The sequence below is a fragment of the Pseudomonas sp. CCI1.1 genome (genome assembly GCF_034348165.1).
In the GTDB taxonomy this organism is placed as follows: domain Bacteria; phylum Pseudomonadota; class Gammaproteobacteria; order Pseudomonadales; family Pseudomonadaceae; genus Aquipseudomonas; species Aquipseudomonas paracarnis.
Window position 1 is genome coordinate 6,300,000 of sequence record NZ_CP133780.1, and the last position, 26,177, is coordinate 6,326,176.

At 60.4% G+C, this 26,177-nt stretch carries 26 protein-coding genes; 10 read left to right on the forward strand and 16 right to left on the reverse strand.

Going from position 1 to position 26,177, the window contains the following annotated elements; all coding sequences use genetic code 11:
* Positions 1–92 precede the first annotated feature (92 nt).
* Positions 93–989 (reverse strand): LysR substrate-binding domain-containing protein, encoded by an 897-nt coding sequence (locus RHM69_RS28570; protein WP_019817856.1) that lies wholly within the window; start codon positions 987–989, stop codon positions 93–95.
* 109 nt (positions 990–1,098) lie between these two features.
* Between RHM69_RS28570 and RHM69_RS28575 the strand changes: the two genes are divergently transcribed.
* The 8 genes from RHM69_RS28575 (at position 1,099) to rpoS (ending at position 8,222) form a co-directional block, all read left to right on the forward strand.
* Complete coding sequence (locus RHM69_RS28575; protein WP_014717243.1) at positions 1,099–2,211, forward strand: S-(hydroxymethyl)glutathione dehydrogenase/class III alcohol dehydrogenase; 1,113 nt, start codon at positions 1,099–1,101, stop codon at positions 2,209–2,211.
* 8 nt (positions 2,212–2,219) lie between these two features.
* Positions 2,220–3,065: an S-formylglutathione hydrolase gene (fghA, locus tag RHM69_RS28580; RefSeq protein ID WP_038449308.1), complete on the forward strand. Its 846-nt coding sequence runs from the start codon at positions 2,220–2,222 to the stop codon at positions 3,063–3,065.
* 54 nt (positions 3,066–3,119) lie between these two features.
* Positions 3,120–3,593: a 2-C-methyl-D-erythritol 2,4-cyclodiphosphate synthase gene (gene ispF, locus RHM69_RS28585; RefSeq protein WP_003189207.1), complete on the forward strand. Its 474-nt coding sequence runs from the start codon at positions 3,120–3,122 to the stop codon at positions 3,591–3,593.
* Positions 3,590–4,648, forward strand: a complete 1,059-nt coding sequence (gene truD, locus RHM69_RS28590; RefSeq protein WP_014717246.1) for a tRNA pseudouridine(13) synthase TruD — start codon at positions 3,590–3,592, stop codon at positions 4,646–4,648. The genes ispF and truD overlap by 4 nt, the downstream gene beginning before the upstream one ends.
* On the forward strand, positions 4,636–5,385 hold the full coding sequence (surE, locus tag RHM69_RS28595) for a 5'/3'-nucleotidase SurE (RefSeq protein ID WP_014717247.1): 750 nt from the start codon (positions 4,636–4,638) through the stop codon (positions 5,383–5,385). The genes truD and surE overlap by 13 nt, the downstream gene beginning before the upstream one ends.
* Positions 5,386–5,426: 41 nt before the next feature.
* The gene (locus RHM69_RS28600; RefSeq protein WP_169850588.1) at positions 5,427–6,062 is read left to right on the forward strand and encodes a protein-L-isoaspartate(D-aspartate) O-methyltransferase; all 636 of its coding nucleotides are present in this window, start codon (positions 5,427–5,429) and stop codon (positions 6,060–6,062) included.
* Positions 6,063–6,271: 209 nt separating this feature from the next.
* The gene (locus tag RHM69_RS28605) at positions 6,272–7,108 is read left to right on the forward strand and encodes a peptidoglycan DD-metalloendopeptidase family protein (RefSeq protein ID WP_200600427.1); all 837 of its coding nucleotides are present in this window, start codon (positions 6,272–6,274) and stop codon (positions 7,106–7,108) included.
* A 106-nt stretch (positions 7,109–7,214) separates the two neighbouring features.
* The gene (gene rpoS / locus RHM69_RS28610; RefSeq protein WP_003189214.1) at positions 7,215–8,222 is read left to right on the forward strand and encodes an RNA polymerase sigma factor RpoS; all 1,008 of its coding nucleotides are present in this window, start codon (positions 7,215–7,217) and stop codon (positions 8,220–8,222) included.
* A 232-nt stretch (positions 8,223–8,454) separates the two neighbouring features.
* Here rpoS and RHM69_RS28615 read toward each other — a convergent pair whose 3' ends face one another.
* Complete coding sequence (locus RHM69_RS28615; protein ID WP_002554837.1) at positions 8,455–8,664, reverse strand: cold-shock protein; 210 nt, start codon at positions 8,662–8,664, stop codon at positions 8,455–8,457.
* A 388-nt stretch (positions 8,665–9,052) separates the two neighbouring features.
* Here RHM69_RS28615 and dcd point away from each other — a divergent pair, with 388 nt between their 5' ends.
* Together dcd and RHM69_RS28625 are read left to right on the forward strand one after the other, a co-directional pair.
* Entirely contained in the window at positions 9,053–9,619 is a 567-nt protein-coding gene (gene dcd, locus RHM69_RS28620; protein WP_058410378.1) for a dCTP deaminase, read from the forward strand.
* 108 nt (positions 9,620–9,727) lie between these two features.
* Positions 9,728–9,925, forward strand: coding sequence for a hypothetical protein (locus RHM69_RS28625; RefSeq protein ID WP_005785769.1), 198 nt, complete (start codon positions 9,728–9,730; stop codon positions 9,923–9,925).
* A 21-nt stretch (positions 9,926–9,946) separates the two neighbouring features.
* Here the strand turns inward: RHM69_RS28625 and pdeM are convergent, their stop codons facing one another.
* The 14 genes from pdeM to RHM69_RS28695 all read right to left on the reverse strand — a co-directional run bounded on the left by pdeM (position 9,947) and on the right by RHM69_RS28695 (position 26,176).
* A complete protein-coding gene (pdeM, locus tag RHM69_RS28630; protein ID WP_200600425.1) occupies positions 9,947–10,597 on the reverse strand; it encodes a ligase-associated DNA damage response endonuclease PdeM in 651 nt (216 codons plus the stop codon).
* The gene (locus tag RHM69_RS28635) at positions 10,597–13,077 is read right to left on the reverse strand and encodes a ligase-associated DNA damage response DEXH box helicase (protein WP_200600423.1); all 2,481 of its coding nucleotides are present in this window, start codon (positions 13,075–13,077) and stop codon (positions 10,597–10,599) included. Before RHM69_RS28635 ends, pdeM begins: the two co-directional genes overlap by 1 nt.
* Positions 13,078–13,235: 158 nt before the next feature.
* A complete protein-coding gene (locus RHM69_RS28640; protein WP_014717251.1) occupies positions 13,236–14,000 on the reverse strand; it encodes an ABC transporter ATP-binding protein in 765 nt (254 codons plus the stop codon).
* Positions 14,001–14,013: 13 nt separating this feature from the next.
* A complete protein-coding gene (locus tag RHM69_RS28645) occupies positions 14,014–15,132 on the reverse strand; it encodes a succinylglutamate desuccinylase/aspartoacylase family protein (protein ID WP_019817852.1) in 1,119 nt (372 codons plus the stop codon).
* Positions 15,133–15,141: 9 nt separating this feature from the next.
* A complete protein-coding gene (locus RHM69_RS28650) occupies positions 15,142–15,852 on the reverse strand; it encodes an ABC transporter permease (RefSeq protein ID WP_003189226.1) in 711 nt (236 codons plus the stop codon).
* Entirely contained in the window at positions 15,849–16,577 is a 729-nt protein-coding gene (locus RHM69_RS28655) for an ABC transporter permease (protein WP_014717254.1), read from the reverse strand. The genes RHM69_RS28650 and RHM69_RS28655 overlap by 4 nt, the downstream gene beginning before the upstream one ends.
* A 57-nt stretch (positions 16,578–16,634) precedes the next feature.
* Complete coding sequence (locus tag RHM69_RS28660) at positions 16,635–17,414, reverse strand: transporter substrate-binding domain-containing protein (protein ID WP_014717255.1); 780 nt, start codon at positions 17,412–17,414, stop codon at positions 16,635–16,637.
* 224 nt (positions 17,415–17,638) lie between these two features.
* Positions 17,639–19,273 (reverse strand): ATP-dependent DNA ligase, encoded by a 1,635-nt coding sequence (locus RHM69_RS28665; RefSeq protein ID WP_103452055.1) that lies wholly within the window; start codon positions 19,271–19,273, stop codon positions 17,639–17,641.
* The gene (locus tag RHM69_RS28670) at positions 19,270–20,274 is read right to left on the reverse strand and encodes a ligase-associated DNA damage response exonuclease (protein WP_014717257.1); all 1,005 of its coding nucleotides are present in this window, start codon (positions 20,272–20,274) and stop codon (positions 19,270–19,272) included. The genes RHM69_RS28665 and RHM69_RS28670 overlap by 4 nt, the downstream gene beginning before the upstream one ends.
* Positions 20,275–20,531: 257 nt before the next feature.
* Positions 20,532–21,833 carry an IS4 family transposase gene (locus RHM69_RS28675; protein WP_074059269.1) on the reverse strand — a complete coding sequence of 434 codons (1,302 nt, stop codon included), beginning with the start codon at positions 21,831–21,833 and terminating at the stop codon, positions 20,532–20,534.
* 449 nt (positions 21,834–22,282) lie between these two features.
* The gene (locus RHM69_RS28680; protein ID WP_200599207.1) at positions 22,283–24,724 is read right to left on the reverse strand and encodes a penicillin acylase family protein; all 2,442 of its coding nucleotides are present in this window, start codon (positions 24,722–24,724) and stop codon (positions 22,283–22,285) included.
* A 274-nt stretch (positions 24,725–24,998) separates the two neighbouring features.
* Complete coding sequence (locus RHM69_RS28685) at positions 24,999–25,205, reverse strand: SEC-C metal-binding domain-containing protein (protein ID WP_057975615.1); 207 nt, start codon at positions 25,203–25,205, stop codon at positions 24,999–25,001.
* On the reverse strand, positions 25,202–25,684 hold the full coding sequence (locus RHM69_RS28690; RefSeq protein ID WP_014717259.1) for an LEA type 2 family protein: 483 nt from the start codon (positions 25,682–25,684) through the stop codon (positions 25,202–25,204). Before RHM69_RS28690 ends, RHM69_RS28685 begins: the two co-directional genes overlap by 4 nt.
* A gap of 21 nt (positions 25,685–25,705) precedes the next feature.
* Positions 25,706–26,176 carry a YchJ family protein gene (locus tag RHM69_RS28695; protein ID WP_003189238.1) on the reverse strand — a complete coding sequence of 157 codons (471 nt, stop codon included), beginning with the start codon at positions 26,174–26,176 and terminating at the stop codon, positions 25,706–25,708.
* Position 26,177 lies beyond the last annotated feature (1 nt).

Here is a 26,177-nt window from a genome sequence, read left to right on the forward strand (position 1 = left end):
GCTCCCACATTTGATCGCTGCCACATCAAACAACACGTCCAACTGTGGGAGCCGGGCTTGCCCGCGATGAGGCCGGTGCAGACCACCTCAATTCAATGCTTGTACTCCGGCCTCTGCGCCAACCCCACCTTCAAAAAGTCCACCAGCTTCCTCACCTTCGGCGACAAATGCCGCTGCTGCGGATACAACGCCCACACCGCAGTATTTGGCGGTTGATGAGCCTCCAGCAACGACACCAACGCCCCGCTGTGCAGATGCTCCAGCACGTAGTAATCCGGCAACTGGCACAAGCCCATGCCTTGTAACGCCGCATCCAGCACCGCTTGCCCGCTGTTGCAGCGCCAATTGCCTTGCACGCGCTGGGAAAATTCCCGCCCATCCTGGGCCATTTGCCAGATATCCGAGCTGCCAATCAGGCAGTTATGCCGGCTCAACTCCGACAAACTGTGTGGCCGACCGTACCGTTCGAGGTAGGAGGGCGACGCGCATAGGTACATGCGTCGAGGTGCCAGGCGGCTGGCAACCATGCGCGAGTCTTGCAGGCGTCCCAGGCGGATGGCCAGGTCGAGGCCTTCATGCACCAGGTCCAGCGAGCGGTTGGTCAACTCGATGTCCACGCGCAGTTGCGGATAGTGCGCCATGAATCGTGTCACCAGCGGCACGATAAAGCGTTCGCCATAGGCCACGGCGCAGGTCATGCGCAACATGCCCTTGGGTTCGCTGGTCAGGTCGCCCACCGCCCGCAACGCTTCCTCGCGACCGTCCTGCAGGCGTTGGCAGTGCTGCAGGAAGGTCTGACCGGCTTCGGTCAAAGTCACCTTGCGCGTACTGCGGTACAGCAATCGGGTTTGCAGGCGTTCTTCAAGGCGCGCCACTTGCCGGCTGACATGGGATGAAGACACCCCCAACCGTTCGGCCGCCGCCGTGAACTGGCTGCATTCGGCCACCGCGACAAACTCGTCAATGCCTTCCCAGCGGTTCTCCAGCATGGTGATTGTCCCTGTACAGCAATAATGTTTTGCTTTAGTCCGAATTATTCATCAATAGGTGATGATTTACACTCACCGTCTCAGTTTTTAACCCGATGGAGAAACCCGGATGATCAAGTCCCGTGCCGCCGTAGCCTTCGAGGCCAAGAAGCCCCTTGAGATTGTTGAAGTGGATGTCGCCATGCCCAAGGCTGGCGAGGTGCTGCTGCGGGTGGTCGCGTCCGGCGTGTGCCACACCGACGCCTACACCTTGTCGGGGGCGGACCCGGAAGGCATCTTCCCTTCGATCCTCGGCCATGAAGGCGGCGCAGTGGTGGAAGCCATCGGCGAGGGCGTAACTTCGGTGGCTGTGGGCGATCACGTGATCCCGCTGTACACCCCGGAATGCGGCAAGTGCAAGTTCTGTCTGAGTGGCAAGACCAACCTGTGCCAGGCCATTCGCGCCACGCAGGGCAAGGGCTTGATGCCGGATGGCACCACGCGTTTCTCCTACAAGGGCCAGCCGATTTTCCACTACATGGGCACCTCGACGTTCTCCGAGTACACCGTGCTGCCGGAAATCTCCGTGGCCAAGATTCCTAAAGAAGCGCCGTTGGAAAAAGTCTGCCTGCTCGGTTGTGGTGTCACCACCGGCATCGGTGCGGTGATCAACACCGCCAAGGTCAAGCCGGGCGACACCGTGGCCGTCTTCGGCCTGGGCGGTATTGGCCTGTCGGCGATTATCGGTGCAGTCAAGGCCAAGGCCGGTCGCATCATTGCTATTGATATCAACCCGGCCAAGTTCGAAATCGCCAAGCAACTGGGTGCCACCGATTGCATCAACCCGAAAGACTACGACCGCCCAATCCAGGACGTGATTGTCGACCTGACTGACGGCGGCGTGGACTTCTCTTTCGAGTGCATCGGCAATGTGCAACTGATGCGTGCGGCCCTTGAGTGCTGCCACAAAGGCTGGGGCGAGTCAGTGATCATCGGCGTGGCCGGTGCTGGCCAGGAAATTGCCACTCGCCCATTCCAGCTGGTCACCGGTCGCGTCTGGCGTGGTTCGGCGTTTGGTGGCGTGCGCGGTCGTACCGAATTGCCAAGCTACGTGGAAATGGCTCAGTCCGGTGAAATTCCGCTGGATACCTTCATCACACACACCATGGGCCTGGAAGATATCAACAAAGCGTTTGACCTGATGCATGAAGGCAAGAGCATTCGTACCGTCATTCACTTCTGAGGTCGGCCATGAGTCTGGAAAACCTGTCATGCCAGAAGAGCTTCGGCGGCTGGCATAAACGCTACAAGCATCATTCAGATGTGCTCGGTTGCGACATGACCTTTGCCGTCTACCTGCCACCGCAAGCGGAGCAGGGCGGCAAGCTGCCGGTGTTGTATTGGCTGTCCGGTTTGACCTGTACTGACGAAAACTTCATGCAGAAGGCCGGCGCCCAGCGCATGGCCGCCGAGTTGGGCTTGATTATCGTCGCGCCGGACACCAGCCCCCGTGGCCCCGGCGTGCCGGGCGACCCGGACAATGCCTGGGACTTCGGCCTCGGCGCCGGCTTCTACCTCAATGCCACCCAGGAACCCTGGGCCAAGCACTATCGGATGCATGACTACGTGGTGCAGGAATTGCCGGCACTGGTGGAGGTGCATTTCCCTGCGTCGGATAAACGCGGCATCAGCGGCCACTCCATGGGCGGTCACGGTGCGCTGGTCTGTGCGCTGCGCAACCCTGGACGTTACCTGTCGGTGTCGGCATTTTCGCCGATCAACAATCCGATGGACTGTCCGTGGGGCCAGAAGGCCTTTTCCCGTTATTTGGGGGAAGAGCGCTCGAAGTGGCGTGAATGGGATGCCTGCGTGCTGATCAGCGAAGCCTCGGAAAAGTTGCCGCTGTTAGTGGACCAGGGCGATCGCGACGATTTCCTCGCCGTTCAGCTCAAGCCCGAAGCCCTGCTGCAAGCAGCCAAGGCAGCCAACCATCCGCTGGAACTGCGCCTGCAGCCTGGCTACGACCACAGCTACTTCTTCATCGCCAGCTTCATCGAAGACCATTTGCGACATCATGGTGGTGCTTTGCTCGGTTAATCTGAGGCAAAAGTAGGTAGAATCACGCCCTGAATTAAATCGGGGCGTTTTTTTATGCGTATTGGCCACGGCTACGATGTGCACCGTTTCGCTGAAGGCGATTTCATCACCCTGGGCGGCGTGCGTATTGCACACCACCATGGGTTGCTGGCTCATTCTGACGGCGACGTGGTCTTGCACGCCTTGAGCGATGCCTTGCTCGGCGCGGCTGCATTGGGCGATATCGGCAAGCACTTCCCGGACACCGATCCCACCTTCAAGGGCGCGGACAGCCGTGTGTTGCTGCGCCATGTGGTCGGCCTGATCCATGCCAAGGGCTGGAAGGTTGGCAACGTCGATAACACCATCGTCGCCCAGGCGCCGAAAATGGCCCCCCATATCGAAGCGATGCGCACAGCGATCGCCGCAGACCTGCAAATTGAATTGGATCAAGTCAACGTGAAAGCCACCACCACCGAAAAGCTCGGGTTTACCGGTCGTGAAGAGGGCATCGCGGTGCACTCCGTCGCCTTGTTGCTGCGCGCATGAACGACCTGCAACTGCTGGGCCCGAGGGCCTATGGCGAGGCCCTGGGCAGCGCGGTACTCAAGGCCACAGCCGAAGACTTCCAGGTTGATGAGGTGCTGGACATCCCGCTGACCGGCGACGGCGAGCACCTGTGGCTGTGGGTGGAAAAGCGCGGCTTGAACACTGAGGAAGCGGCACGGCGTATCGCCAAGGCTGCTGGGGTGCCATTGCGCACCGTCAGCTATGCCGGGCTCAAGGACCGTCAGGCCCTGACCCGCCAGTGGTTCAGCGTGCAATTGCCCGGCAAGGCCGACCCGGACATGAGCGGCGCAGAAAACGACACCCTCAAGATCCTGAAAACCGCCCGTCACAAACGCAAGTTGCAGCGTGGGGCTCATTCGGCCAACGGCTTCACCTTGCGCCTGACCCAACTGGTCGGCGACACCGCTGCCATCGACGCACGTCTGCAGTTGATTGCCCGGCACGGCATCCCCAATTATTTCGGCACCCAGCGTTTTGGCCACAACGGCGGCAATGTGGCGGATGCTCGCGAGTGGGCTGCCCGCAAGGCCCTGCCCGAGCAGCGCAACGTGCGCTCGCGCTTGCTGTCCACCGCTCGCAGTTACCTGTTCAACCAAGTGTTGGCGGCTCGCGTCGCCGACGGTTCATGGCAGCGAGCCCAAGTTGGCGATCTGCTGGCGTTTACCGACAGTCGCAGTTTTTTTCCGGCCGGGGAAGCTGAGTGCAGTGACCCGCGCCTGGCGATTCTGGACCTGCATCCCACCGGCCCGCAGTGGGGCGAGGGCGATTCACCGGCGAAAGGTCTTACATACGAGCTGGAACAATCTGTCGCCGCTGGCGAAGCTGACCTACGTGATTGGCTGGTGAAGGCGGGAATGAGCCAGGAACGTCGCATTCTGCGACTGCCCATTGGCGGGTTGACGTGGCATTATCCCGGGCCTGACATTCTGCAATTGGAATTCGTCCTGCCGGCCGGATGCTTCGCCACTGTCTTGGTGCGCGAGCTTGTTGATCTGGTGCCGGTGGGGCAGACGGACAGCCCATGCGTATTCTGATATCAAACGATGACGGTGCCACCGCACCCGGTCTTGCCGCGCTCCATGCTGCGCTGCAGGATTACGCCGAGTGCGTGGTGGTTGCCCCCGACCAGGACAAGAGCGGCGCCAGCAGTTCGCTGACGCTCGACCGTCCGCTGCACCCGCGGGTCCTGGCCAATGGCTTTATCAGCGTTAACGGCACCCCCACCGACTGCGTGCACCTGGCGATCAACAGTCTGCTGGAGCACCAGCCAGACCTGGTGGTCTCGGGGATCAACCTGGGCGCCAACCTGGGTGATGACGTGCTGTATTCCGGTACCGTGGCGGCCGCCCTTGAAGGGCGCTTCCTGGGCCGCACCGGCTTTGCCTTTTCCTTTGCCTCGCGGCAATTGGATAATCTGGCGACGGCGGCGTATTACGCGCGCAAGCTGGTGGAGGCCCATGGCTCCCTGGACCTGCCGCCGCGTACGGTGCTCAACGTCAATATCCCCAACTTGCCCCTCGACCATATTCGCGGTATCCAACTCACGCGCCTGGGCCATCGCGCCCGTGCTGCGGCGCCCTTGAAGGTGGTCGACCCACGCGGCAAGGAAGGATACTGGATCGCCGCGGCCGGTGACGCCGAAGATGGCGGCGAGGGCACGGACTTTCATGCGGTGATGCAAGGCTATGTCTCCGTTACCCCGTTGCTGTTTGATCGCACCTTCAGTGATGCCTTCAGTGGCCTTGATGGCTGGCTGGAGGGACTGCGTTGATGGCTCGTGAACAAGACGACTTGTTGCGCCGCGGCATCGGGATGACCTCCCAGCGCACCCGGGAGCGGTTGATCCAGCGTCTGTATGAAGAAGGCTTGTCCAACGCACAGGTGCTGGAAGTAATCCGACGCACGCCGCGGCATCTGTTTGTTGATGAGGCACTGGCACATCGCGCCTATGAAGACACAGCGTTGCCCATCGGCCACAACCAGACCATCTCTCAGCCCTATATGGTTGCGCGTATGAGCGAGCTATTGCTGGCGGCGGGGCCGTTGGACAAGGTGCTGGAGATTGGTACCGGTTCTGGCTATCAGACGGCCGTGCTGTCGCAATTGGTAGAGCGAGTGTTTTCCGTCGAGCGCATCAAGGTGCTACAGGACCGGGCCAAAGAGCGTCTGGTGGAGCTGAACCTGCGCAACGTGGTATTCCGCTGGGGCGATGGCTGGGAGGGCTGGCCGGCGCTGGCGCCCTACAACGGTATCATCGTCACCGCCGTGGCCACCGATGTGCCGCAAGCCTTGCTGGATCAATTGGCACCTGGCGGGCGGCTGGTCATCCCGGTGGGCTCCGGCGAAGTGCAACAGTTGATGCTTATTATCCGTGAGGACGAAGGTTTTTCCCGGCATGTACTCGGTGCCGTGCGTTTCGTCCCCTTGCTCAACGGCCCGCTGGCCTGATCATTTATGCGCGCGCAGTGAATTCTGTAAGCGGGGATGTGTCTTACGGCGGGGTCTATTGAATCAACACGCCTGGCAGCCACGATTAAACATGATGAATTTTTCCTTTCAGTCAGGTGCCAGTAAAAAGCCAATGCCCAGTTATACTTGCGTCATATTTCAAGCCTGATCCAGGCGTTAACGTTCAGCCACCACAAAGGGAGCGGCGGGTGAGTCTCACAGGTCCTGCGCAGCGAATGAGTAAAACAAGCTTTCAGCGACTGGTGCTTGGCCTTGTCTTGAGTTCCTTATTGGCAGCCTGCTCGAGCACGCCATCCGGCGGTGCGCGGGTCGTTGACCGTACCAACGCAACCCCCCAGAGACCTACGGTCACCACTGGCCAATACGTGGTGCGCAAAGGCGACACCCTGTTCTCGATTGCCTTTCGTTATGGCTGGGACTACAAGGCGCTGGCCGCCCGTAACAACATTCCTGTGCCGTATACGATCCATCCGGGGCAGACCATTCGTTTCGATGGTCGCTCAGGTTCTGCACCTACGGCAGTTGTGACAAAGTCGGGATCTTCGCCATCGTCCTCGAGCAAGACCACCATCATTACCCGGCCTGCAGGCAGCGCCGCGCCTACGGTTGCGAGCAAGTCGGCACCCGCGCCGTTGCCACCCGCCGGGCCTGCGCCGACCGGTTGGGGATGGCCTTCAAACGGAGTGTTGATTGGAAAATTCTCTTCAAACGGTAGTTTGAATAAAGGCATTGATATCGCCGGGGATTTGGGACAGCCTGTTTTAGCTGCGTCTGATGGGACAGTGGTGTACGCCGGGAGTGGTTTGCGGGGCTACGGCGAGCTGGTCATCATCAAACACAGCGATACCTACGTCAGTGCCTACGGTCATAACCGCAGGTTGTTGGTTCGGGAGGGGCAGCAGGTCAAGGTCGGACAGACGATTGCCGAAATGGGGTCAACGGGCACAGACCGGGTGAAACTGCACTTTGAGATTCGCCGCCAAGGGAAGCCTGTAGATCCGCTGCAATTCCTGCCCCGTCGTTGATGTGTTGCACAGCCTGTTCCCTCACGTAGAAGGAACAGGCTCCAGCGTTGCCAAGGATAGAGGCGTCGCTTGAGCTTGAGGTCGAACTCACCAAAGGACTATAACAATGGCTCTCAGTAAAGAAGTGCCGGAGTTTGACATCGACGATGAGGTTCTCCTTATGGAGGCCGGTATCGATTTGGAAACGATGTCAGATAATGAAGGGGTATCACCACCTTCAGTTCGCACCAAATCCAAGAATGCTGCCGCGTTGAAGCAGCACAAGTACGTTGACTATACGCGGGCGCTCGACGCGACCCAGTTGTACCTCAATGAAATCGGCTTTTCCCCTCTGTTGACCCCCGAAGAAGAAGTCCATTTTGCGCGTCTGTCGCAAAAGGGCGATCCGGCTGGGCGTAAGCGCATGATTGAAAGCAACCTGCGCCTGGTGGTGAAAATCGCCCGACGCTACGTCAATCGTGGGCTGTCCCTGTTGGACCTGATCGAGGAGGGCAACCTGGGCTTGATCCGGGCTGTGGAAAAATTCGACCCTGAGCGGGGCTTCCGTTTCTCCACCTATGCCACCTGGTGGATTCGCCAGACCATCGAACGGGCGATCATGAATCAGACCCGCACGATCCGGTTGCCGATCCATGTGGTCAAGGAGCTCAACGTCTACCTGCGGGCGGCGCGTGAGCTGACGCAAAAACTCGATCATGAACCTTCGCCTGAAGAGATCGCCAACCTGCTGGAAAAACCGGTAGGGGAGGTCAAGCGCATGCTCGGCCTTAACGAGCGTGTCTCTTCGGTCGATGTCTCGCTGGGGCCGGACTCGGATAAGACCCTGCTGGACACCCTGACCGATGATCGTCCGACGGACCCTTGCGAGCTGTTGCAGGACGATGATCTTTCCCAAAGTATTGACCAGTGGCTCTCAGAGCTCACGGACAAGCAGCGTGAAGTGGTGATTCGCCGCTTCGGTCTGCGCGGTCATGAGAGCAGCACCCTGGAGGATGTAGGTCTGGAGATTGGTCTGACCCGTGAGCGGGTGCGGCAGATCCAGGTAGAGGGCCTCAAGCGCTTGCGCGAGATCCTGGAGAAGAATGGCTTGTCGAGTGAGTCGTTGTTCCAATAACGATTGGTAGGGCAGCGATCACAAAACGCCCGATGCATGTGAATGCACCGGGCGTTTTGCTGTGCCCTGATCGTTCCCATGCTCTGCGTGGGAATGCAGCTCTGGACGCTCGGCGTCCCAAAGCGCGACGCCGAGCGTCACAAGAGGCGTTCCCACGCAGAGCGCGGGAACGATCAGGCATAAAAAAACCCCGCTTTTAAGGGCGGGGTTTTTTCGACTAAGTCAGTACAAGTTAGATAACTTGAACTTCTTCAGCTTGCATGCCTTTCTGACCGCGGGTAGCGATGAAAGAAACCTGTTGGCCTTCTTTCAGGCTTTTGAAGCCGTCGGATTGGATAGCTTTGAAGTGAACGAACAGGTCGTCACCGGATTGTGGAGTGATGAAGCCGAAGCCTTTTTCATCGTTGAACCACTTAACGGTACCAGTTTGGCGATTAGACATGGTGTATCTCCTTGGACAAAGTTAACTGCGACTCAGGAAAAGCCCTGGCCGAGACTGAGTGCAAAGAGCAGGAAAAATTCTTGGAGATGGTTGGATCGAAATTCAACATATCGTGTAGAGATTCTCAGTGACACAAGCAGCACAGTGGCGCCACCTTAACCCTTTTTCCGGAACGTGCCAATGGTATTTCCGAAGGTTTCTCTATTTTCGTGACTGGCGGTGGTATTTACAGTCATTGGCGCCTGCCGTCCGGGTCCCGGCCACGCTCGCTATGGCTTATAACCGGCCGTGCATTGATCAAGAAAACCCGTACGGCCTTTGAACCCCAACGCCGGCCCCGGTAAGATGGCCCACAGATTTTTTTCGCCTCGCTATTCAGGACACCGCCATGAGCATCAAATCGGACAAGTGGATTCGCCGCATGGCGCAGGAACACGGCATGATCGAGCCGTTCGTCGAACGTCAGATTCGTGGCGAAGGCGAGGAGCGCGTGATTTCGTACGGTGTTTCCAGCTATGGCTACGACGTGCGTTGCGCCGATGAATTCAAGGTGTTCACCAACATCAATTCGGCGATCGTCGATCCAAAGAACTTCGACGAAAAGAGCTTCGTCGACGTCAAGAGCGACGTGTGCATCATCCCGCCCAACTCTTTCGCCCTGGCGCGCACCGTGGAATTCTTCCGTATTCCGCGCGACGTGTTGACCATCTGCCTGGGTAAAAGCACCTATGCCCGCTGCGGCATTATCGTCAACGTCACACCGCTCGAGCCGGAGTGGGAAGGCCACGTGACCCTGGAATTCTCCAACACCACCACCTTGCCGGCGAAAATCTACGCCAACGAAGGCGTGGCACAGATGCTGTTCCTGCAGTCCGATGAGGCTTGTGAAGTGTCTTACAAGGACCGTGCGGGCAAGTATCAGGGCCAACGCGGCGTCACTCTCCCACGCGCTTGATCGAAAGCGCCTTCGGGTAAAGGGAATTTGTCTGCAGAAAGTGACTCTATCTAGGTGTACTGCTTCGGCGCGTGTGAAACGCGCCGGGCCATACTTGAGGAGTACCTTATGAAGATCGACCCGCGAATCAGCGCAGAACTCGCCCGGCTTGAACCCAACCAGATTGGTGTTCTGGCCTGGTCCTTGATGGCCAACCCCGCGCACGCGGGGGGCATCCCTGGTCAACCCGAACCTGATTACCCACAGCCTACCGAACCGGGTGAGCCGACCTTACCGGACGAGCCGCCACCCGCGCCCGTTGCCTGATCCCTGAGCAGGCCTTATCGATCATTGAATCGGCCAGACCTGGTGATCGCCGATCACATAGATTCGGCGGTCTGGGGCCTGCTCCACGGCATAGCCCCCTGTAAACGCGCCAAAGGCTGGCAGCAGGCTTACCCGCCCGCCGACTTGGAAGCACGGCAGGCGTAGCCGTTGGCGCCCTTTACCGCGCAGGTGGTACACAGGATGCACATGCCCCGCCAGTACATGATGGCTGGCATGGGCGTCGGGCTCATGTCGCAAGGCGAAAGGGCCCATCAGCAGAGGCTCCGCGACCACGTCGATGCCCAAGTCCAGTGGTGGGTCGCCGGCACGTTTGTCGTGATTGCCGCGAATCAAGATCAAGGCCAGTGTGCGATTGCGCTCACGCCAGGCCCGGATTGCGTTCAGGGTGGCGCTGGCGTGAGAGCCGGGGCCGTGCAGGAAATCGCCGAGAAAGATCAACTGTTCGCAGGGTAGGGCCGATAACAGCCTGTCCAGGCCTTCCAGGTTGGCCGTAGTCGTGCCCTGTGGCACCGGCTGCCCCAGGCTGCGATAGGCCGACGCCTTGCCAAAATGCGCGTCGGCGATCAGCAAACATTTACGCGCGGGCCAGTACACAGCTTTCTGCGGCAATAGCCATAGCTCTTCACCTTCCAGTGTCAGTGGGTAATGCATCAGCCTTGCCCTTTGTCGGCGACTTTTTCCAGGTCCTTGACCATCCGCGCGATGCGCTCCGAGAGTTTTTCCGAGCTCATGCTTTCGCGCATCCGTTCTACCAGCAGCGGAAAGGCCAGGGGCGTGGGCCGCTGGATCCTGTGCAGGTCCAGCTTCAGCGTCGACAGATGATTCAGCGTCTGTTCCAGCCGGCGAATATCCAGCTCGTCCCGCAGAACTTCTTCTCCTGCCTGGGCCAGCAGCAGATTTTGTGGGTCATATTGCTTGAACACTTCAAAGAACAAACCACTGGAAGCCTGCACTTGTCGCGTGCTTTTTGGCGCGCCGGGATACCCGGCAAATACCAGCCCGGCGATTCGCGCAATCTCGCGAAAGCGGCGCAGGGCCAGTTCGCCGGCATTGAGGCTGGCGACCACATCCGCCAGCAGGCCTTGGGGGCTCAGCAACCTTGTATTCAACAACTGGGGCCACTGCACCTCGGTGGCGCTCAACAGCTCCAGGCCATAATCATTCACCGCAATCGAAAAGGTCAGCGGCTGCTGCTGGCTGACCCGCCATGCCAGCAAACTGGCTAGGCCCAGGTGTACCTGGCGGCCAGCGAATGGGTACAGAAACAGGTGCCAGCCCTCTCGCGACCGCAGGGTTTCAGCCAGCAAATGCTCGCGGGTCGGCAGCCCGGACCAGCGCAATTGGGTATGCAGCAACGGTTGCACCGCCTTCATCTCTGGGCCGTCGAAGTGCCCATGCGCGGCGGCATCAAAACGCTCGACCACCGCCTGGGCCAGTTCGTTGGAAAGGGGCATGCGCCCGCCATTCCAGCGTGGCACGGCGGCTTTTTTCGCGTTGCTGCGGCGTACGTAAGCGGTCATGTTTTCCACGCGCACCAATTCCAGCAACCGCCCCGCGAACAAAAACCCATCCCCCGGCTTGAGCCTTGCAATAAAGCCTTCCTCGACACTGCCCAGGTTCTTGCCGCCGCCGCCTTTGCTCCAGAACTTGAGCTGGATGCTGGCGTCACTGACGATGGTGCCCACGCTCATGCGGTGGCGGCGTGCCAGGCGGGCATCCGGAACGCGCCAGATGCCGTGCTCATCGGGCTCCACCCGGCGGTAATCCGGATAAGCGGTGAGTGACAGGCCACCATGGCGCACAAACCCCAGGGCCCAGGCCCAGTCCGCTTCGGTGAGGTCGCGATAGGCCCAGGCGCCGCGCACTTCGTCCAACAGTGCCGCCGGAGTAAACCCGCCACCCAAGGCCATGCTGACCAAGTGTTGGACCAGCACATCCAGCGGCTTGTACGGTGATTCCCGCGCTTCGATGCGCCGTTGGGCGATCGCATCCTGGGCGGCTGCGGCTTCCACCAGCTCCAGGCTGTGGGTGGGCACCAGCGTTACCCGTGAGGGCCGCCCTGGTGCGTGGCCGGAGCGCCCGGCGCGTTGCATCAGCCGCGCTACGCCCTTGGCGGAGCCGATTTGCAGCACCCGTTCCACCGGCAGGAAGTCAACGCCCAGGTCGAGGCTGGAAGTGCACACCACTGCCTTGAGCTGTCCATCCTTCAACGCTCGCTCCACCCAGTCCCGGGTCTCTCGCGATAACGAACCGTGGTGCAGGGCAATCAAGCCGGCCCAGTCCGGACGAGCGCCCAGAATCGCCTGGTACCAGATCTCGGATTGCGCGCGGGTGTTGGTAAACACCAGGCAACTGCTGCTGGCCTCTACCTCGGCGACCACTTGCGGCAACATCTTCAAGCCGATATGCCCGGCCCAGGGAAAGCGCTCGGTGACGGGCGGCAGCAAGGTGTCGACCTTCAGTGCCTTGGCCGTTTGCCCCTGTACATTGATGCCGCCGCCCTGTGGGACCAGTACTTCCAAGGCGTGGGCCTGATTACCCAGCGTCGCGGAAATACCCCACACCATCAACTCAGGATGCCAGCGCCGCAAGCGTGCCAGTGCCAGTTGCAACTGCACGCCACGCTTATTGCCGATCAGTTCGTGCCATTCATCCACGATGACCATGCGCAGGTGCGCCAGGCTGGTTTCACTGTCGGCACGGGCCAGCATCAGGGTCAGGCTTTCCGGGGTGGTGACCAGGGCGGTGGGCTGGCGGCGGGTCTGGCGTGCGCGTTCGCTGCTGCTGGTATCGCCGGTGCGCAGGCCCACGCTCCAGGGAATGTGCAGGGCCTCCAGCGGTGCTTGCAGGGCGCGTGCGGAGTCGGCGGCCAGGGCGCGCATCGGCGTGATCCACAGGACGGTCAGCGGCTGGGCAGGCGGTTTGCGCTTGCTTGTAGCGGGCGGGCGGGTAATGGCGAAACGGTTGAGTGCGGCAAACCACAAGGCATAGGTTTTACCCGCCCCCGTGCTGGCATGCAGTAACCCCGACCGGCCGGCCTTGACCGCGGCCCATACCTCTTTCTGAAAGGCGAATGGCTTCCAGCCTTGGGTGGCAAACCATTGCTTGGCGAAGTCGTGGGTTTTTGCCATGCGGCAGCGGACGCTCTGGAGGGGTTAGTTCAAAGACCCTTCAAGCAGTGCCGACGTTCCAACTGTAGGAGCGGGCTTGCCCGCGAACAAACCCCAGGCGCTGCGTTTAATCTGGAGGCCCGCGTTATCGTTGATGATTTTGGCGAGCAAGCTCGCGCCTACTTCAAATTGCCACTCAGAAACTGCTGCAGGCGTTCGCTTTTCGGATTGCCCAGCACATCCTCCGGCAAGCCCTGCTCCTCCACCAGACCCTGGTGCAGGAACAGCACCTGGCTTGAAACCTTGCGCGCAAAGCTCATCTCGTGGGTCACCATGATCATGGTGCGGCCTTCTTCGGCCAGGCCCTGGATCACCTTCAACACTTCGCCCACCAACTCCGGGTCCAGCGCCGACGTGGGTTCATCGAACAGCATCACCTCCGGCTCCATGGCCAGGGCGCGGGCGATGGCGACACGCTGCTGCTGGCCGCCGGAGAGGAATGCCGGGTATTGATCAGCCACCCGCGCCGGCAGCCCGACTTTGTCCAGGTAGCGGCGGGCACGGTCTTCGGCGTCCTTCTTGCTGCAACCCAGCACGCGGCGGGGGGCCATGGTGATGTTTTCCAGCACGCTCATGTGGCTCCACAAGTTGAAGTGCTGGAACACCATCGCCAGCCGTGTGCGCAAGCGTTGCAGCTCGGCGTCGTCAGCCACCCTCATGCCCTGGCGATCGCTAACCATGCGGATCGCTTGGCCGTCCAGGGTCATGGCGCCATCGTTGGGGGTTTCCAAAAAGTTGATACAGCGCAGGAAGGTACTCTTGCCTGAGCCACTGGCGCCGATCAGGCTGATCACATCACCGGTCTTGGCCTTGAGCGACACACCTTTGAGCACTTGATTGTCGCCATAGCTTTTGTGCAGGCCTTCAACGGTCAGTTTGTACATGGGGCATGCATCCTCAAGGCGAAAGTAGATAACCGCTGCGGTAGGCCTGTGTGCCGGCGACATGGCAGATCACCATGCCGGCCGTGGCCATGCGGCGTAGCGAACGGGCGTAAAGCAGCCCGGCGTGCTGGCAGTGCACAGGTGTTACGCGGTCTGTAATGGGGTCGATGATGTCGGCGACCCATTGCCCGGCCTCCAGGTATTGGCCTGGCAGGGCGTTGAATACCAGCAAGCCACCCACCGCCGTGGTCACCGGCTCCACCGCCGCCAACGGCGTAGCCGGGTAGGCCAGGGCAGGCAAGGGGGCTGCATTGCCGCGAATGGCGCCGAAGTGGATCAAATAATCAATGATGGCCTGGCAGTCCAGCGCGGCGAGGCCGTGGTTGACATCGCCCTGGCCACGCAGCTCGACGGTCACCGACAAGCTGCCCATGGGGATCGGGTAGCGTTCGCCGAAGCGTTGCTGCAACTGCCACCACACCAGGGTGAAACACTCATCAAAAGACTGCCCGCCGGAATCGGTGGCCAACAGGTTGGCCTGCGAACCCAGGTAGCGCGCCAACGGCTCTACCTGTGGCCAGGCTTCGGGCGTGGTGTACAGGTGGGCCACGGCTTCGAAGTCGCAATGCAGGTCCAGCACCACGTCGGCATCACAGGCCAGGCGTTGCAGCACCAGGCGTTGGGAGTGCAACTGGGTCTGGGCGGTGTGCGCGGCCAGGGCGTGGGACAGTGCGCTGCGGATCAATTGGGCATTGCGCTGGGGATCATCGCCCAGCAGGTCTTCGACCTGGTTGCCGACGTCTTCGCTGAGATCGACGAACAGGCGATTGAAGTTCTGCCCGCTTTCCAGTTCGTAGCGGCCCAAGGGGATATCCATTAACACCTGTTCCAGTCCCACCGGGTTGGCGACGGGCACCAGCACGATTTCGCTACGCAAGCGCCCGGCCGTTTCAAGTTCTGCCAGGCGCGCCTTCAGATGCCAGGCCACCAGCATGCCCGGCAATTCATCGGCATGCAGGGAGGACTGGATGTACACCTTGCCTTCGGGCTGCTGCGGGCCGAAGTGAAAACTGTGGATCTGCCGCGCCGTGCCGGGCACCGGCGCGATCAAGTCATGTAGCTGATGGTGCATGCAAACTCCTTAGTGGCTCGGCCCGAGAAAGGCCAGCCAACGGCGTTCCGCCAGGCGAAACAGGCCGACCAGGGCAAAGGTCACCGTCAGATAGATCAGTGCGGCAATGCCAAATGACTGGAAGGTCATGAAGGTGGCGGAGTTGGCATCCCGGGCCACTTTGAGGATATCCGGGATCGTCGCGGTAAAGGCCACGGTGGTCGAGTGCAGCATCAGGATCACCTCGTTGCTGTAGTAGGGCAACGAGCGTCGCAACGCAGAAGGCATGATCACGTAGGCGTACAGCTTCCAGCCGCTTAGGCCATAAGCCTTGGCCGCCTCGACTTCGCCGTGGGCCATGCTGCGGATCGCCCCGGCGAAAATCTCGGTGGTGTAGGCGCAGGTGTTGAGGGCGAAGGCGAGGAGGGTGCAGTTCATCGCATCGCGAAAGAACGCATCCAGCACCGGTTGTGCTCGTACGGCGGCAAGGCTGTAGATGCCGGTGTAGCAGATCAGCAATTGGATATAGAGCGGCGTACCACGAAACAGGTAGGTGTAGAACTGCACGGGCCAACGCACCAGGCGCTTGCGCGAAACGCGGGCGATGGACAGCGGGATCGACACCAGAAAGCCGATGACCAGTGAGGCGCTGAGCAGCCACAAGGTCATGGCCAGACCGGTGATGTGCTGGCCGTCGCTATAAAGAAAGGGGCGCCAGTATTCCTGCAATAGCTCGATCATCGCACGGCCTCCCGGGCGCCTGCGGAGTAGCGACGTTCAAGTCGGCGCAAGACAAAGTTGGACGCGCTGGTGATCAACAGGTAGATCAGCGCCGCCAGCACCAGGAAATAAAACAATTGATAGGTGCTCTTGCCAGCGTCCTGGGCGGCTTTTACCAAGTCTGCCAGGCCGATGATCGACACCAGTGCGGTGGCCTTGAGCATCACCATCCAGTTATTGCCGATGCCCGGCAGCGCAAAGCGCATCATCTGCGGGAAGGTCACATAGCGAAACCGCTGCCCGCGCTTGAGCCCGTAAGCGGTGGCGGCTTCGAGTTGGCCACGGGGCACGGCGAGGATCGCACCGCGAAAGGTTTCGGTGAAATACGCACCGTAGATAAAGCCCAGGGTGATCACCCCGGCGCTGAACGGGTCGATCTCGATGTATTCCCATTCCATAAAGTCGGTAAAGCCACTGAGCCAGGTTTGCAGGCTGTAGAAAATCAACAGCATCAGCACCAGGTCCGGTACCCCGCGAATCAGGGTGGTGTAGAGCTGGGCGGGGATACGCACAATGGCCAGGCTGGACAATTTGGCGCTGGCGCCGAGCAGGCCCAGCACTACGCTGACGGCCAGGGACAGCACCGACAACTTGATGGTCATCCAGGTGCCTTGCAGCAACAGCGGGCCGAAACCCTTCAGGCTGAATGCGCTCAGCCCGAGGGTTTGCAACAGATCTTCGAACATAAATCAGGACCTATGGCGATAAAAAAGCGCCCCACCCGAAGCAGGGCGCCCCAGGCATTATTTGCCGCTGTACAGGTTCAGATCGCCAAAGTGTTTCTTCTGGATAGTGGCGTAGGTGCCATCATCGTGTAACGCTTTGATACCTTTATCCAAAAGCGCCTTGAGTTCAGTGTTACCTTTTTTGATACCGATGGCGGTTTTCGACGGCAGCAGCGGGTCGTCGATAGCGGCGCTCACTTCATAGCCAGCACCGGCGGGCGACTTGAGAAAGCCCAGTTCGGCTTGCAGCATGTCCTGCACGGAAGCGTCGAGGCGCCCGGAGGTCAGGTCGGCGTACACCTGGTCCTGGTTGGCGTATGCCTTGGTGGTCACCCCGGCTTTATCCAGTACGGCCTTGGCGTAGGCTTCCTGGATGGTGCCTTGCTCATAACCCACGGATTTGCCCTTGAGAGATTCTGGCGTCGAATAGCCAGCGCCTTTCTTGAACACCAGCGAAGTCGGGCCGGAGAACAGCTCGGAGGAGAAGTCGATGGCCTTCTCGCGCACTGGAGTCACGGTCATCGACGAAATCACGCCATCGAATTTATTGGCTTTCAGGCCCGGGATCATGCCGTCGAAGTCACTTTCGACCCACTTGCACTTGACCTTCAGCTCTGCGCAGATCGCATTGCCCAGGTCGATATCGAAGCCCACCAGGCTGCCGTCGGCGGCCTTGGATTCGAACGGTGCGTAGGAAGGGTCGACACCAAAACGCAATTCCTTGTATTCCTTGGCTGTAGCAACACCAGCAGCCATGCACAGAGCCAGTGCAGAAAGGGTCAGCAATGCTTTTTTCATTAGGTAATCCCTGGAAACCAAGATAAGCGCTTGTGGCGCGATTAGGACTGTTACTGAACGGTGTCAGACCCACCACAAGTAGCAATTTCTGCACCATAGTTCCGGATGGGCTTTTTAAACGGTGGGGTAAGGCAGTTCCAAGTGTAGGCGGTGCCCAAAAATGGGCATGGAATTTCCAGTGCACCATTCTGGATCTTTCATTTATCAAGAAGGTGGGAGGTGGATCAGGCCAACAGGTCTTGTAGCGTGGCCAGGTTGTCCGCTTCCTCCACCGCCTTGTCCTGGCGCCAGCGCAGCATCCGCGGAAACCGCACCGCAATTCCGCTCTTGTGCCGCTTGGACAGAGCAATCCCTTCAAAACCCAGCTCAAACACCATGCTCGGCGTCACGCTGCTGACCGGGCCGAACTTCTCCACTGTGGTTTTGCGCACAATGGCGTCGACCTTGCGCATTTCCTCGTCGGTCAGCCCGGAATACGCCTTGGCGAACGGCACCAGAGTGCGCTCGCTGCCTGGCGGGCCGTCCCATACCGCGAAGGTGTAGTCGCTGTAGAGGCTGGCGCGCCGGCCATGGCCGCGCTGGGCGTAGATCAACACGGCGTCGACGCTGAAGGGGTCGACCTTCCACTTCCACCACAGGCCCATGTCCTTGGTGCGGCCCACGCCGTAGAGGCCGTTGCGATCCTTGAGCATCATGCCTTCCACGCCCAGGCTGCGAGAGGCGTCGCGCTGCTCGGCCAAGGCTGCCCAGGTCTTGCCTTCCAGCAAGGGCGAGGGCAATAACACCGGTTGGTTGCACGCAGCGATGACCTGTTCCAATTGGGTACGGCGTTCGGCTTGGGTGTGGTTGCGCCAGTCGTCGCCCTGATACTCCAGCAGGTCGTACGCGAGCACCGCCACTGGCGCATCCTCAAGAACTTTTTTACTCAAGGTTTTACGGCCAATGCGCTGTTGCAGCAGCGCGAAGGGTTGCACCGAGTCTTTCCACACCACGATTTCGCCATCAATCACCGTACCATCGGGCAGGCCACTGACCAGGCTGTGGAGTTCAGGGAAACGTTCAGTCAGCAACTCTTCCCCGCGAGACCAGACCCACAGGCGGCCCTCGCGCTTGACCAGTTGTGCGCGAATGCCATCAAACTTCCATTCCACCTGCCAATCGGCGGGTGAACCGAGCAGGGTGTCGAATTGCTCCACCGGTTGCGCCAGCCCGTGAGCCAGAAAAAACGGATAGGGTTGCCCGCCACGTTGCGCGTGCTCGTCGGATGATTCGGCGGCAATCAGCTTGAGGTAGCCTTCGGCTGTGGGACGGTTCGACAAATCGGTGTAGCCCACCAACCGCTGCGCCACGCGCTTGCTGTCGAGGTCGGCCATGGCAGCGAGGGCGCGGGTCACCAGCAGTTTGGATACGCCCACCCGAAAGCTGCCGGTGATCAACTTGATGCACACCATCAGGCTCGGTTGGTCCAGTTGCGCCCACAGCGCCGGCAGCCGGTCTTTCAGGTCCAAGGGTGGCAGACCGCGCAGGGGCAGCAGTTTTTCTTCCAGCCACACGGCCAGGCCGTCTTCGGATGTGTAGGTGGATTCTGGCAGGAGCAGTGAGATCGTCTCGGCCAGGTCACCTACGGACTGGTAGCTCTCTTCGAACAGCCAGGGTTCGATGCCGGCCGCTTCGGTGGCCATGTCCCGTAGCAGGCGCGTCGGCACCAGTTGCCGTGGCCTCCCGCCGCTGAGAAAGTACACCGCCCAGGCCGCATCGGCTGGCGGCGCCTGCAGGAAGTAGGCTTGCAGAGCCGCAAGCTTGGCATTGCTGGAAGTGGTGGCGTCGAGGTTGGCGTACAGCTCGGCGAAGGCTTTCATGCAGTAGCCTCTTCTTCGTCATCGCCGTATTCGGTGCTGAAGCCTTGGGCATCCAAGCCCTTTTCCCGCAGGTGACGCACCAACACACCGACCGAACCATGGGTGACCATTACCCGTTGTGCGCCGGTTTGTTCGATGGCCCACAACAAGCCGGGCCAATCGGCGTGGTCCGAGAGCACGAAGCCACGGTCCACACCGCGTCGCCGTCTGGTACCACGCAAGCGCATCCAGCCGCTGGCGAAGGCGTCGCTGTAGTCGCCAAAGCGGCGCATCCAGGTACTGCCTCCGGCGGAGGGCGGGGCGATGATCAAGGCTTGGCGCAGCAGTGGGTCGGTCTTTTTGAAGTCGCCGGCATACAGGGTCTCGGGGATGTAGATGCCCGCTTCGCGGTACACCCGGTTCAACGGCTCGACCGCGCCGTGGCTGAGGATCGGGCCGATGCTGGCGTCCAGCCCATGGAGAATGCGTTGGGCCTTGCCGAAGGAATAACAGAACAACACGCTGGCTTTGCCGCTGGCGATATTGGCCTTCCACCAGTCATTGATCCCGGCAAAAATCTGCGCCTGAGGCTGCCAGCGGTAAATCGGCAGCCCGAATGTGGATTCGGTGATAAAGGTGTGGCAGCGCACCGGTTCGAAGGGTGCGCAGGTGCCATCGGGCTCGACCTTATAGTCGCCGGACGCCACCCAGACCTCGCCCTGGTATTCCAGGCGCACCTGGGCCGAGCCCAGAACATGCCCGGCTGGATGAAAACTCAAGGTCACGCCGTGATGCACCAACCGTTCGCCGTAGGCCAGGGTTTGCAGGTTGATGTCCTGGCCCAGGCGCCAGCGCAGGATACCTTCGCCGGGGGCGGCGGCCAGGTAGTGTTGATTGCCGGTGCGGGCGTGGTCGCCGTGGGCGTGGGTGATGACTGCACGTTCTACTGGGCGCCAGGGGTCGATGTAAAAATCACCGGCAGGGCAGTAGAGGCCTTCGGGGCGGGCGATGACAAGGTCCATGGGGGTGCCGGGGCGGTGGGCTTGTTAGTTATGAGGCGGGGCTGGGTGCAGAAGTTCTATCTGAATGCAGGTTGCAAAGGTGGGCTTGCCTTCGATGTTGGCCTAGAAGCCGACACCTATCTACCTGACACCTGACGATCCAACTGTGGGAACTGGCTTGCCTGCGATGACGGCCTGACAGCCGAAGCTGTTATCCGTGTACATATCCATTTCTGCGGTAACGGCCACCTAGGGTTCCGCTTTTACAGCCAGCCCTTTCAAGGTCTTTTCGTCTTGGCAGCCTTGATTATCCGGTCCGTTGAAACATGCGCATTCACCGCGGTGCCTTTAACCCATGTTTTGGGCTTGGGTACCTTGGGGCCACGGGGGCTTTTCGCAACTTGTTTAGGTTGGATATTTCTGGCAAGCGCCAATAAGTGCTGAGCCAGTTTTTCCAACGGAATGACAGGAAAATGTTCCGAGGGCAGCGCAATCTGCATTCCCTCATATCCACTCCTGACCTGAACCGCTAAATGGTAAATCGAGGCTTCCCATCCTTCAGGCTGGGTATCCCGATGAGCTTGTTCAACACTGCGTTTGAGAACAGCCAGGACGTTGTAAGCCAATACCGCCGTTGCAAACCCCAGTAAGGCAGCCTTTGGGCTGCCAAGGGTTTCGATCTCACTTTCCAGGATCGCTTCCAGTCGCTGGAACATACCTTCAATGCTCCAGCGGCGGCGATACAGTTCGGCGATCTGTTGCGCACTGACGCTCTCAGGCAGGTTGCTCCAGAACATCAAGCTGCTGTCGCCGGAGTCCGTTGGCGAATGAAGCGTCAGTTCGACACGCCGACATTGGTAACCGCCTTTGACCTGGATGATCTGCTCACGCACAGTGCCAGTTTCCACAGGTACTGGCTCTTGCCACTCACCCTCTTGAATCAAGCGTGGATGCTTGGCTTGCTGACGAATGACAAAGCAAGTTTGGACTTGCTCACAAGCCTCCATAACCGGGAGCGTGCAATAAAGCCGGTCAGCCAGCCACACTTGGCCTGGCTCGGCATTGGCCAATAAAGGCAGCACACAAACGCGCTCGCTTGCGTAGGCATCCTCACACGCCTGAAGGTCGACGACCTGATCCAGATCGGGATCGTATGCAACAACCGAAAAACCGGGACGAGCGGCGCCGCGCTCGTTGCGTAAAGCTCCCAGACGTTTTTCAGTGGATGCCAGGTGATTACCGTCCACTACCCGAACCTGCCAACCCGGCAGCATCGCCGTGCAGCCCAGCTCCCGGATGGTTGGAGCCAGGCGCTGTGCACAGCCCGTAATCAGGGCGCGCAACAGAGCAGGCTCGGTACGACTGATCTTGTCGTAGAGAGCCGCCAGGCTGACCGGAAGGTCCTCCAGTTGTCGCGCGGCGGCGTGCAGAGATGGCTTCAAGCCCAATGAAACAAGGGACATTAGCTTGATGATGGTCGAGAACAATAGCTCACGAGAATACTGCCGTTGCCGGTGTTCTTCGAAAACCTGATCAATCCACTCGGGGGCAATAGCCTGCTGCAGCGCCAGTTTGGCCATGACACTGGCAGGTGCTTTTTTTTCGAAACGCGCTAGAACTTCCGCCCACATCGTTTAGGTACCCCCTGAATGAATTTCAGGGGATTTTACAGAAGACCTTGAAAGGGCTGGCTTTTACAGCGGGTCACTTTTGGAAAAGAGCCCCAAAAGTAACCAAAAAGGCTCTTGCCCCACCACTCGGCACCTCGCTTGGGCTCGGTGTGCCCGTAATCCGCCAGTGATTTGGGGGGCCGCCGCCACGCGCCATCCATGGCGCGGGGCGGCTAAACCGGCATCCCTGCCGGTTACCCCCCAAATCCCTGTCGAATTCCGGCCAGCGTGGTTTAACGGGGCGCCTGAGATCAAAAGCACATCAAGAGCGGCTCGCTTCGCATCGTGGTTACCCTCGGCTGCTATCGCAGGCAAGCCGGCTCCCACAGTTTTATGCGGTTTCTTCTGGGAAAACCGGGTTACTTGCCAGGCGTCAGGGTCAACCGCGTCTTGCCATAGACCCTTTCAAAATTCTGCGGCTGCATCGGAAAGCTCAGGTACTGCGCCTTCAACGACGGGTCGATGCCGCTGACATAGTTCGGGCTGGCCGGGTTGCCGGATTGGCCGATGCCGCCCTGGCCCATCATCGGTTCCGCCTGGCCGAAGTCGATGATCATGCGCAGCGCCGACACCTGGGTCGCGTTGAAGTCCTGGCCCCAGCTATAGGGCGCCGGGTTCAAGGTGTTGTGGTCGCCACCGCTGGCAAAGGGGCCGCGGAGGACCTGGCCGCTGGTGTTTTTCCATGTGGTGCTGTGCAGCTTGCCCCACTGCCAGGCCTTGTGATCGGCGCCCAGTTGGCTGTCGCCAGTAGTGATGGCGGCGGCCAGGGTGCGGGCCAGGATCGCGGGTTTGTCTTCTTTTTGCGGTGTACGCGTGTCATCCCAGAACGGGCTGTCTTCACGGCCCAGCAGATGGTCGGCGATGGCCGAGTAGGACAGGCTGGCGTTGCTGACGAAGGCATTCCAACTGGCGCTGTTTTCCGGGCCGAGTTTGTCGAGGAAGATTTGCCGGGCGCTTTCTTGCAGAAACAGTTCATAGATCGCCGCGTCAGCCGAGGTGGTTGCCAGCCGACCATCGAAGGCCATCAGGCGCTCCAGTGCTTCGCGGGCCTTGGCACGCTCCGCTGCCGGCAGGGCCTCGATGGCCTGCTTGAGGGGCTGGGCCATGCCGGGTGCCTGGAACATGCCCTTGAGCTTGGCGGCGAAGAGGGTGGTCTGGTCGTATTGCATGGCAATCAGGCTGCGGCTGTCATGCTTGCCGGCGTTGGCCAGTTGCGCCAGGCGTTCGCTGCGCTCCGGTGCATCCCAGGCGTTGGACAGTTGCATACCGTAGCCACGCGGCGCGGTGCGCTGGTTGGCGGTGCCGATCCAGCCTTGGGCCGGGTCCTGGTCGTACGGGTGCAGCATCGCGTCGGCGTAGCCGTCCCAGTCAAAGCGCGTGTCCCAGCCCGGCGATGGCAGCAGGCCTTCGCCTTCGCGGCGGTTGGGGAAGCGGCCGGTAACCTGCCAGCCGATGTTGCTGGCGTCGGCGAAGATCATGTTCAGGGCGATGGCGCGAATCTCGCGGGTAGCATCCGAGGCCTTGCCGGCGTTTTGTGCGCGGGACAGGTCGAAGAACGCATCCAGGCTCTTGTCGTCCTTGAAGTCGGCGGTTTGCAAAGCCAGGCCTAGACCGCTGGTGAGCGCCTGGCTGCTGTTGAGCAGGGCGCCGTGGCGGGTTTCGTACACCACTTCGCGAATCGAGCGCTGGCCCTTGATGAAGAAGGTTTCGTTGCGCACGCCGGCCGGCAGCCATTTGCCGTTGTTCTCGTAGTAAAGCGCGTTGCCCTGGCGTTTGACCTTCTCGAGGAACAGGTCCTGGGTGTCGCCCTTGACCGCGCTCATGCTCCACGCGACCTTGCCGTTGAAACCCGACAGCAGGGTCGGCAGGCCGGCAATCGAAGCACCGACAGCCTGGTATTTGGGCGCACGAATCTGCACGTAGTTCCACGGCGACGGTGCTTGTGGCTGCGCGGCGATGTCGTTGGCCAACAGGCTCCTGCCGCTGCGGCTGCGTTGCGGGCCAATGGCCCAGTTGCTTGAGGTGGTGACGCCCAGGGCATTAAGGCTGCGCAATTGCTGGCCCACCGTCTCTAGCCCGGCGAGGCCGGTGATCTGGCTCAGGTTGACGCCTTTGAGCTTGTCGGCTTCGGCCAGCGGGACGGGTTCGTCCGGTGCGCTTGGGGTGAGCCAGGCGAGTTTGTCGACGCCGACCTTTTGCGCCAGCACCAGGGCCGAAAGCTCCTCCTGCAAGTTGCTCGACTGGCTGAAATTGAGCAGGCAGAACAGCAGCGCCGAATCTTCCGGCTTCCAGTACTCGGGCTTGTAGCCGCTCTGGGCCAGGTCCGTCGGCAACTTGTCGCGATAACGGAACAGGTAGGCGTTGACGCCTCGGGCATACACTTCAAAGAAGCGTTTGAGGCGCGGCGACGAGGCGTTGTACAACTCGCCAGCGTTTTTCTTGAGGTTGACCGCCCGCATGAAGCGGTCGACATCCAGCACTTGCGGGCCCGACATTTCCGCCAGACGGCCCTGGGCCAGCAGGCGCAGGGTGACCATCTGGGTGATGCGGTCGCTGGCGTGCACGTAACCGAGGCTGAACAGTGCGTCGTGGAAGGTGTTGCTTTCGATCAGCGGCATGCCTTGGGCATTGCGGCGCACCGACACATTCTGTGCCAGGCCCTTGATTGGCTGCACGCCAGCAACGGGCGGCAGGGTGTCCTGGGTGTTCTGGAGCTGGCAACCGGCCAGGCCCAAGGCACTGACCACTGCCGCGGCAACGCCGAACCGGGGAAGAAAATGTAAGAGGGCTGGCGAGGCCATGGCAAAGCTCCTGCGGGGGGTAGCGTCAGTAAAGGCGCTACGTTAGTGAGCGCGGCGAAACGACGCAAGCGGGAGTTTTGGGTTAAGCATTAGAACTTGAGTCAGGCGCAGACCTGTGTGGGAGCGGGCTTGCTCGTGAAAGCAGTGTATCAGTCAGTGTCTGTATCAACTGACGGAACGCATTCGCGAGCAAGCCCGCTGCCACCTTTGATCGCCTGCAACCTTGGATCAAGGCTGGGGCGGGGGCCGCCGGCATTTTGATCTTCAGTACGGTTTAAGCGCCGTGGCACTTCTTGAATTTTTTCTCGCTGCCGCACGGGCAAGGATCGTTGCGACCGACGTCCTTCAACGCATTGCGCACCGGCTCTTGATGAGCGTGGCCGCAGTTCGGGCCGTGGACATGGCCGTGGTCGTGATCATGATCATGGTGGTCGTGATCGTGGTTGCAGTCAGGACCATGGACATGAGGTTGCTGTGTCATCGATGTTGCTCCGGAATAAAATCGCCGGGGATTATCTCGCCATTGTGTGCCACCTGCACGTCATTACCGATGAATAATCCGGTTTTCAGTTCGCCTTCCAGGCGATAAGGCACGGGCTCGTCGGGATTTTTCAACATCTGCACCACCTCGCGCACCTGCGGCCAGAGGTTGGTGCGCACCGAGACCTTGAAGAATTTATGACCGCGTGGCGGTACGGTCAGCCACTCGTTGGACTCGCCTTCGGTCAACACCAGGTTGCCCAGGCTGACCTTGTAGACCAGGCCGCGCACGGTCAGGTCGGCGTCGTCGCGGTTGTCCACGCGAAAGTACAGCTTGAATTTCTGTTCCAGCAGCTTGGCCCGTACCACTTCGACCTTGACCAGGGAAACGTGGGGTGGCGGCGCGTCGTCTTCGAACCAGGACGCGCAGCCGGTCAGGCCCAGGGTCAACGCCAGTATCAAGCTATACATCCGAAGCATGGCGTTATCCCCGTCGAGTCATTAGAAGTAGCTGGAACAGCACTTCTTGAATTTCTGCCCACTGCCACACAAACAGGCATCGTTACGTCCGGCCTTCACTTCTACCGTAGGGTCGATGAAGTACCAGCGCCCTTCATTCTGTACGAAAGAAGACTGCTCGCGGTGACTATGTTCACCGGTAGCGTCATGCCAGCGCGCAGTAAAGGTGACAAAGGCGTGTTCCGGCTGGCCGCCGAACACCTCGGAGCTTTCAACCTCCAGCCCCAGCCAGGTGCTCTGGGCACTCCAGGCGGCAATGGCGTCGCGGTCCAGGCCGGCCTGTTGCGCAGGCAGCGTAGTGGCGACCAGGTAATCGACCAGGCCCAGCACATAGGCGCTGTAGCGCGAGCGCATCAACGCGCTGGCACAGGGGGCCGGGTGACCGGCGTGATAATGGCCGCAGCAGGCATCCAGCAGATTGCCGCTGCCACACGGGCAAATGGATGTACTCATC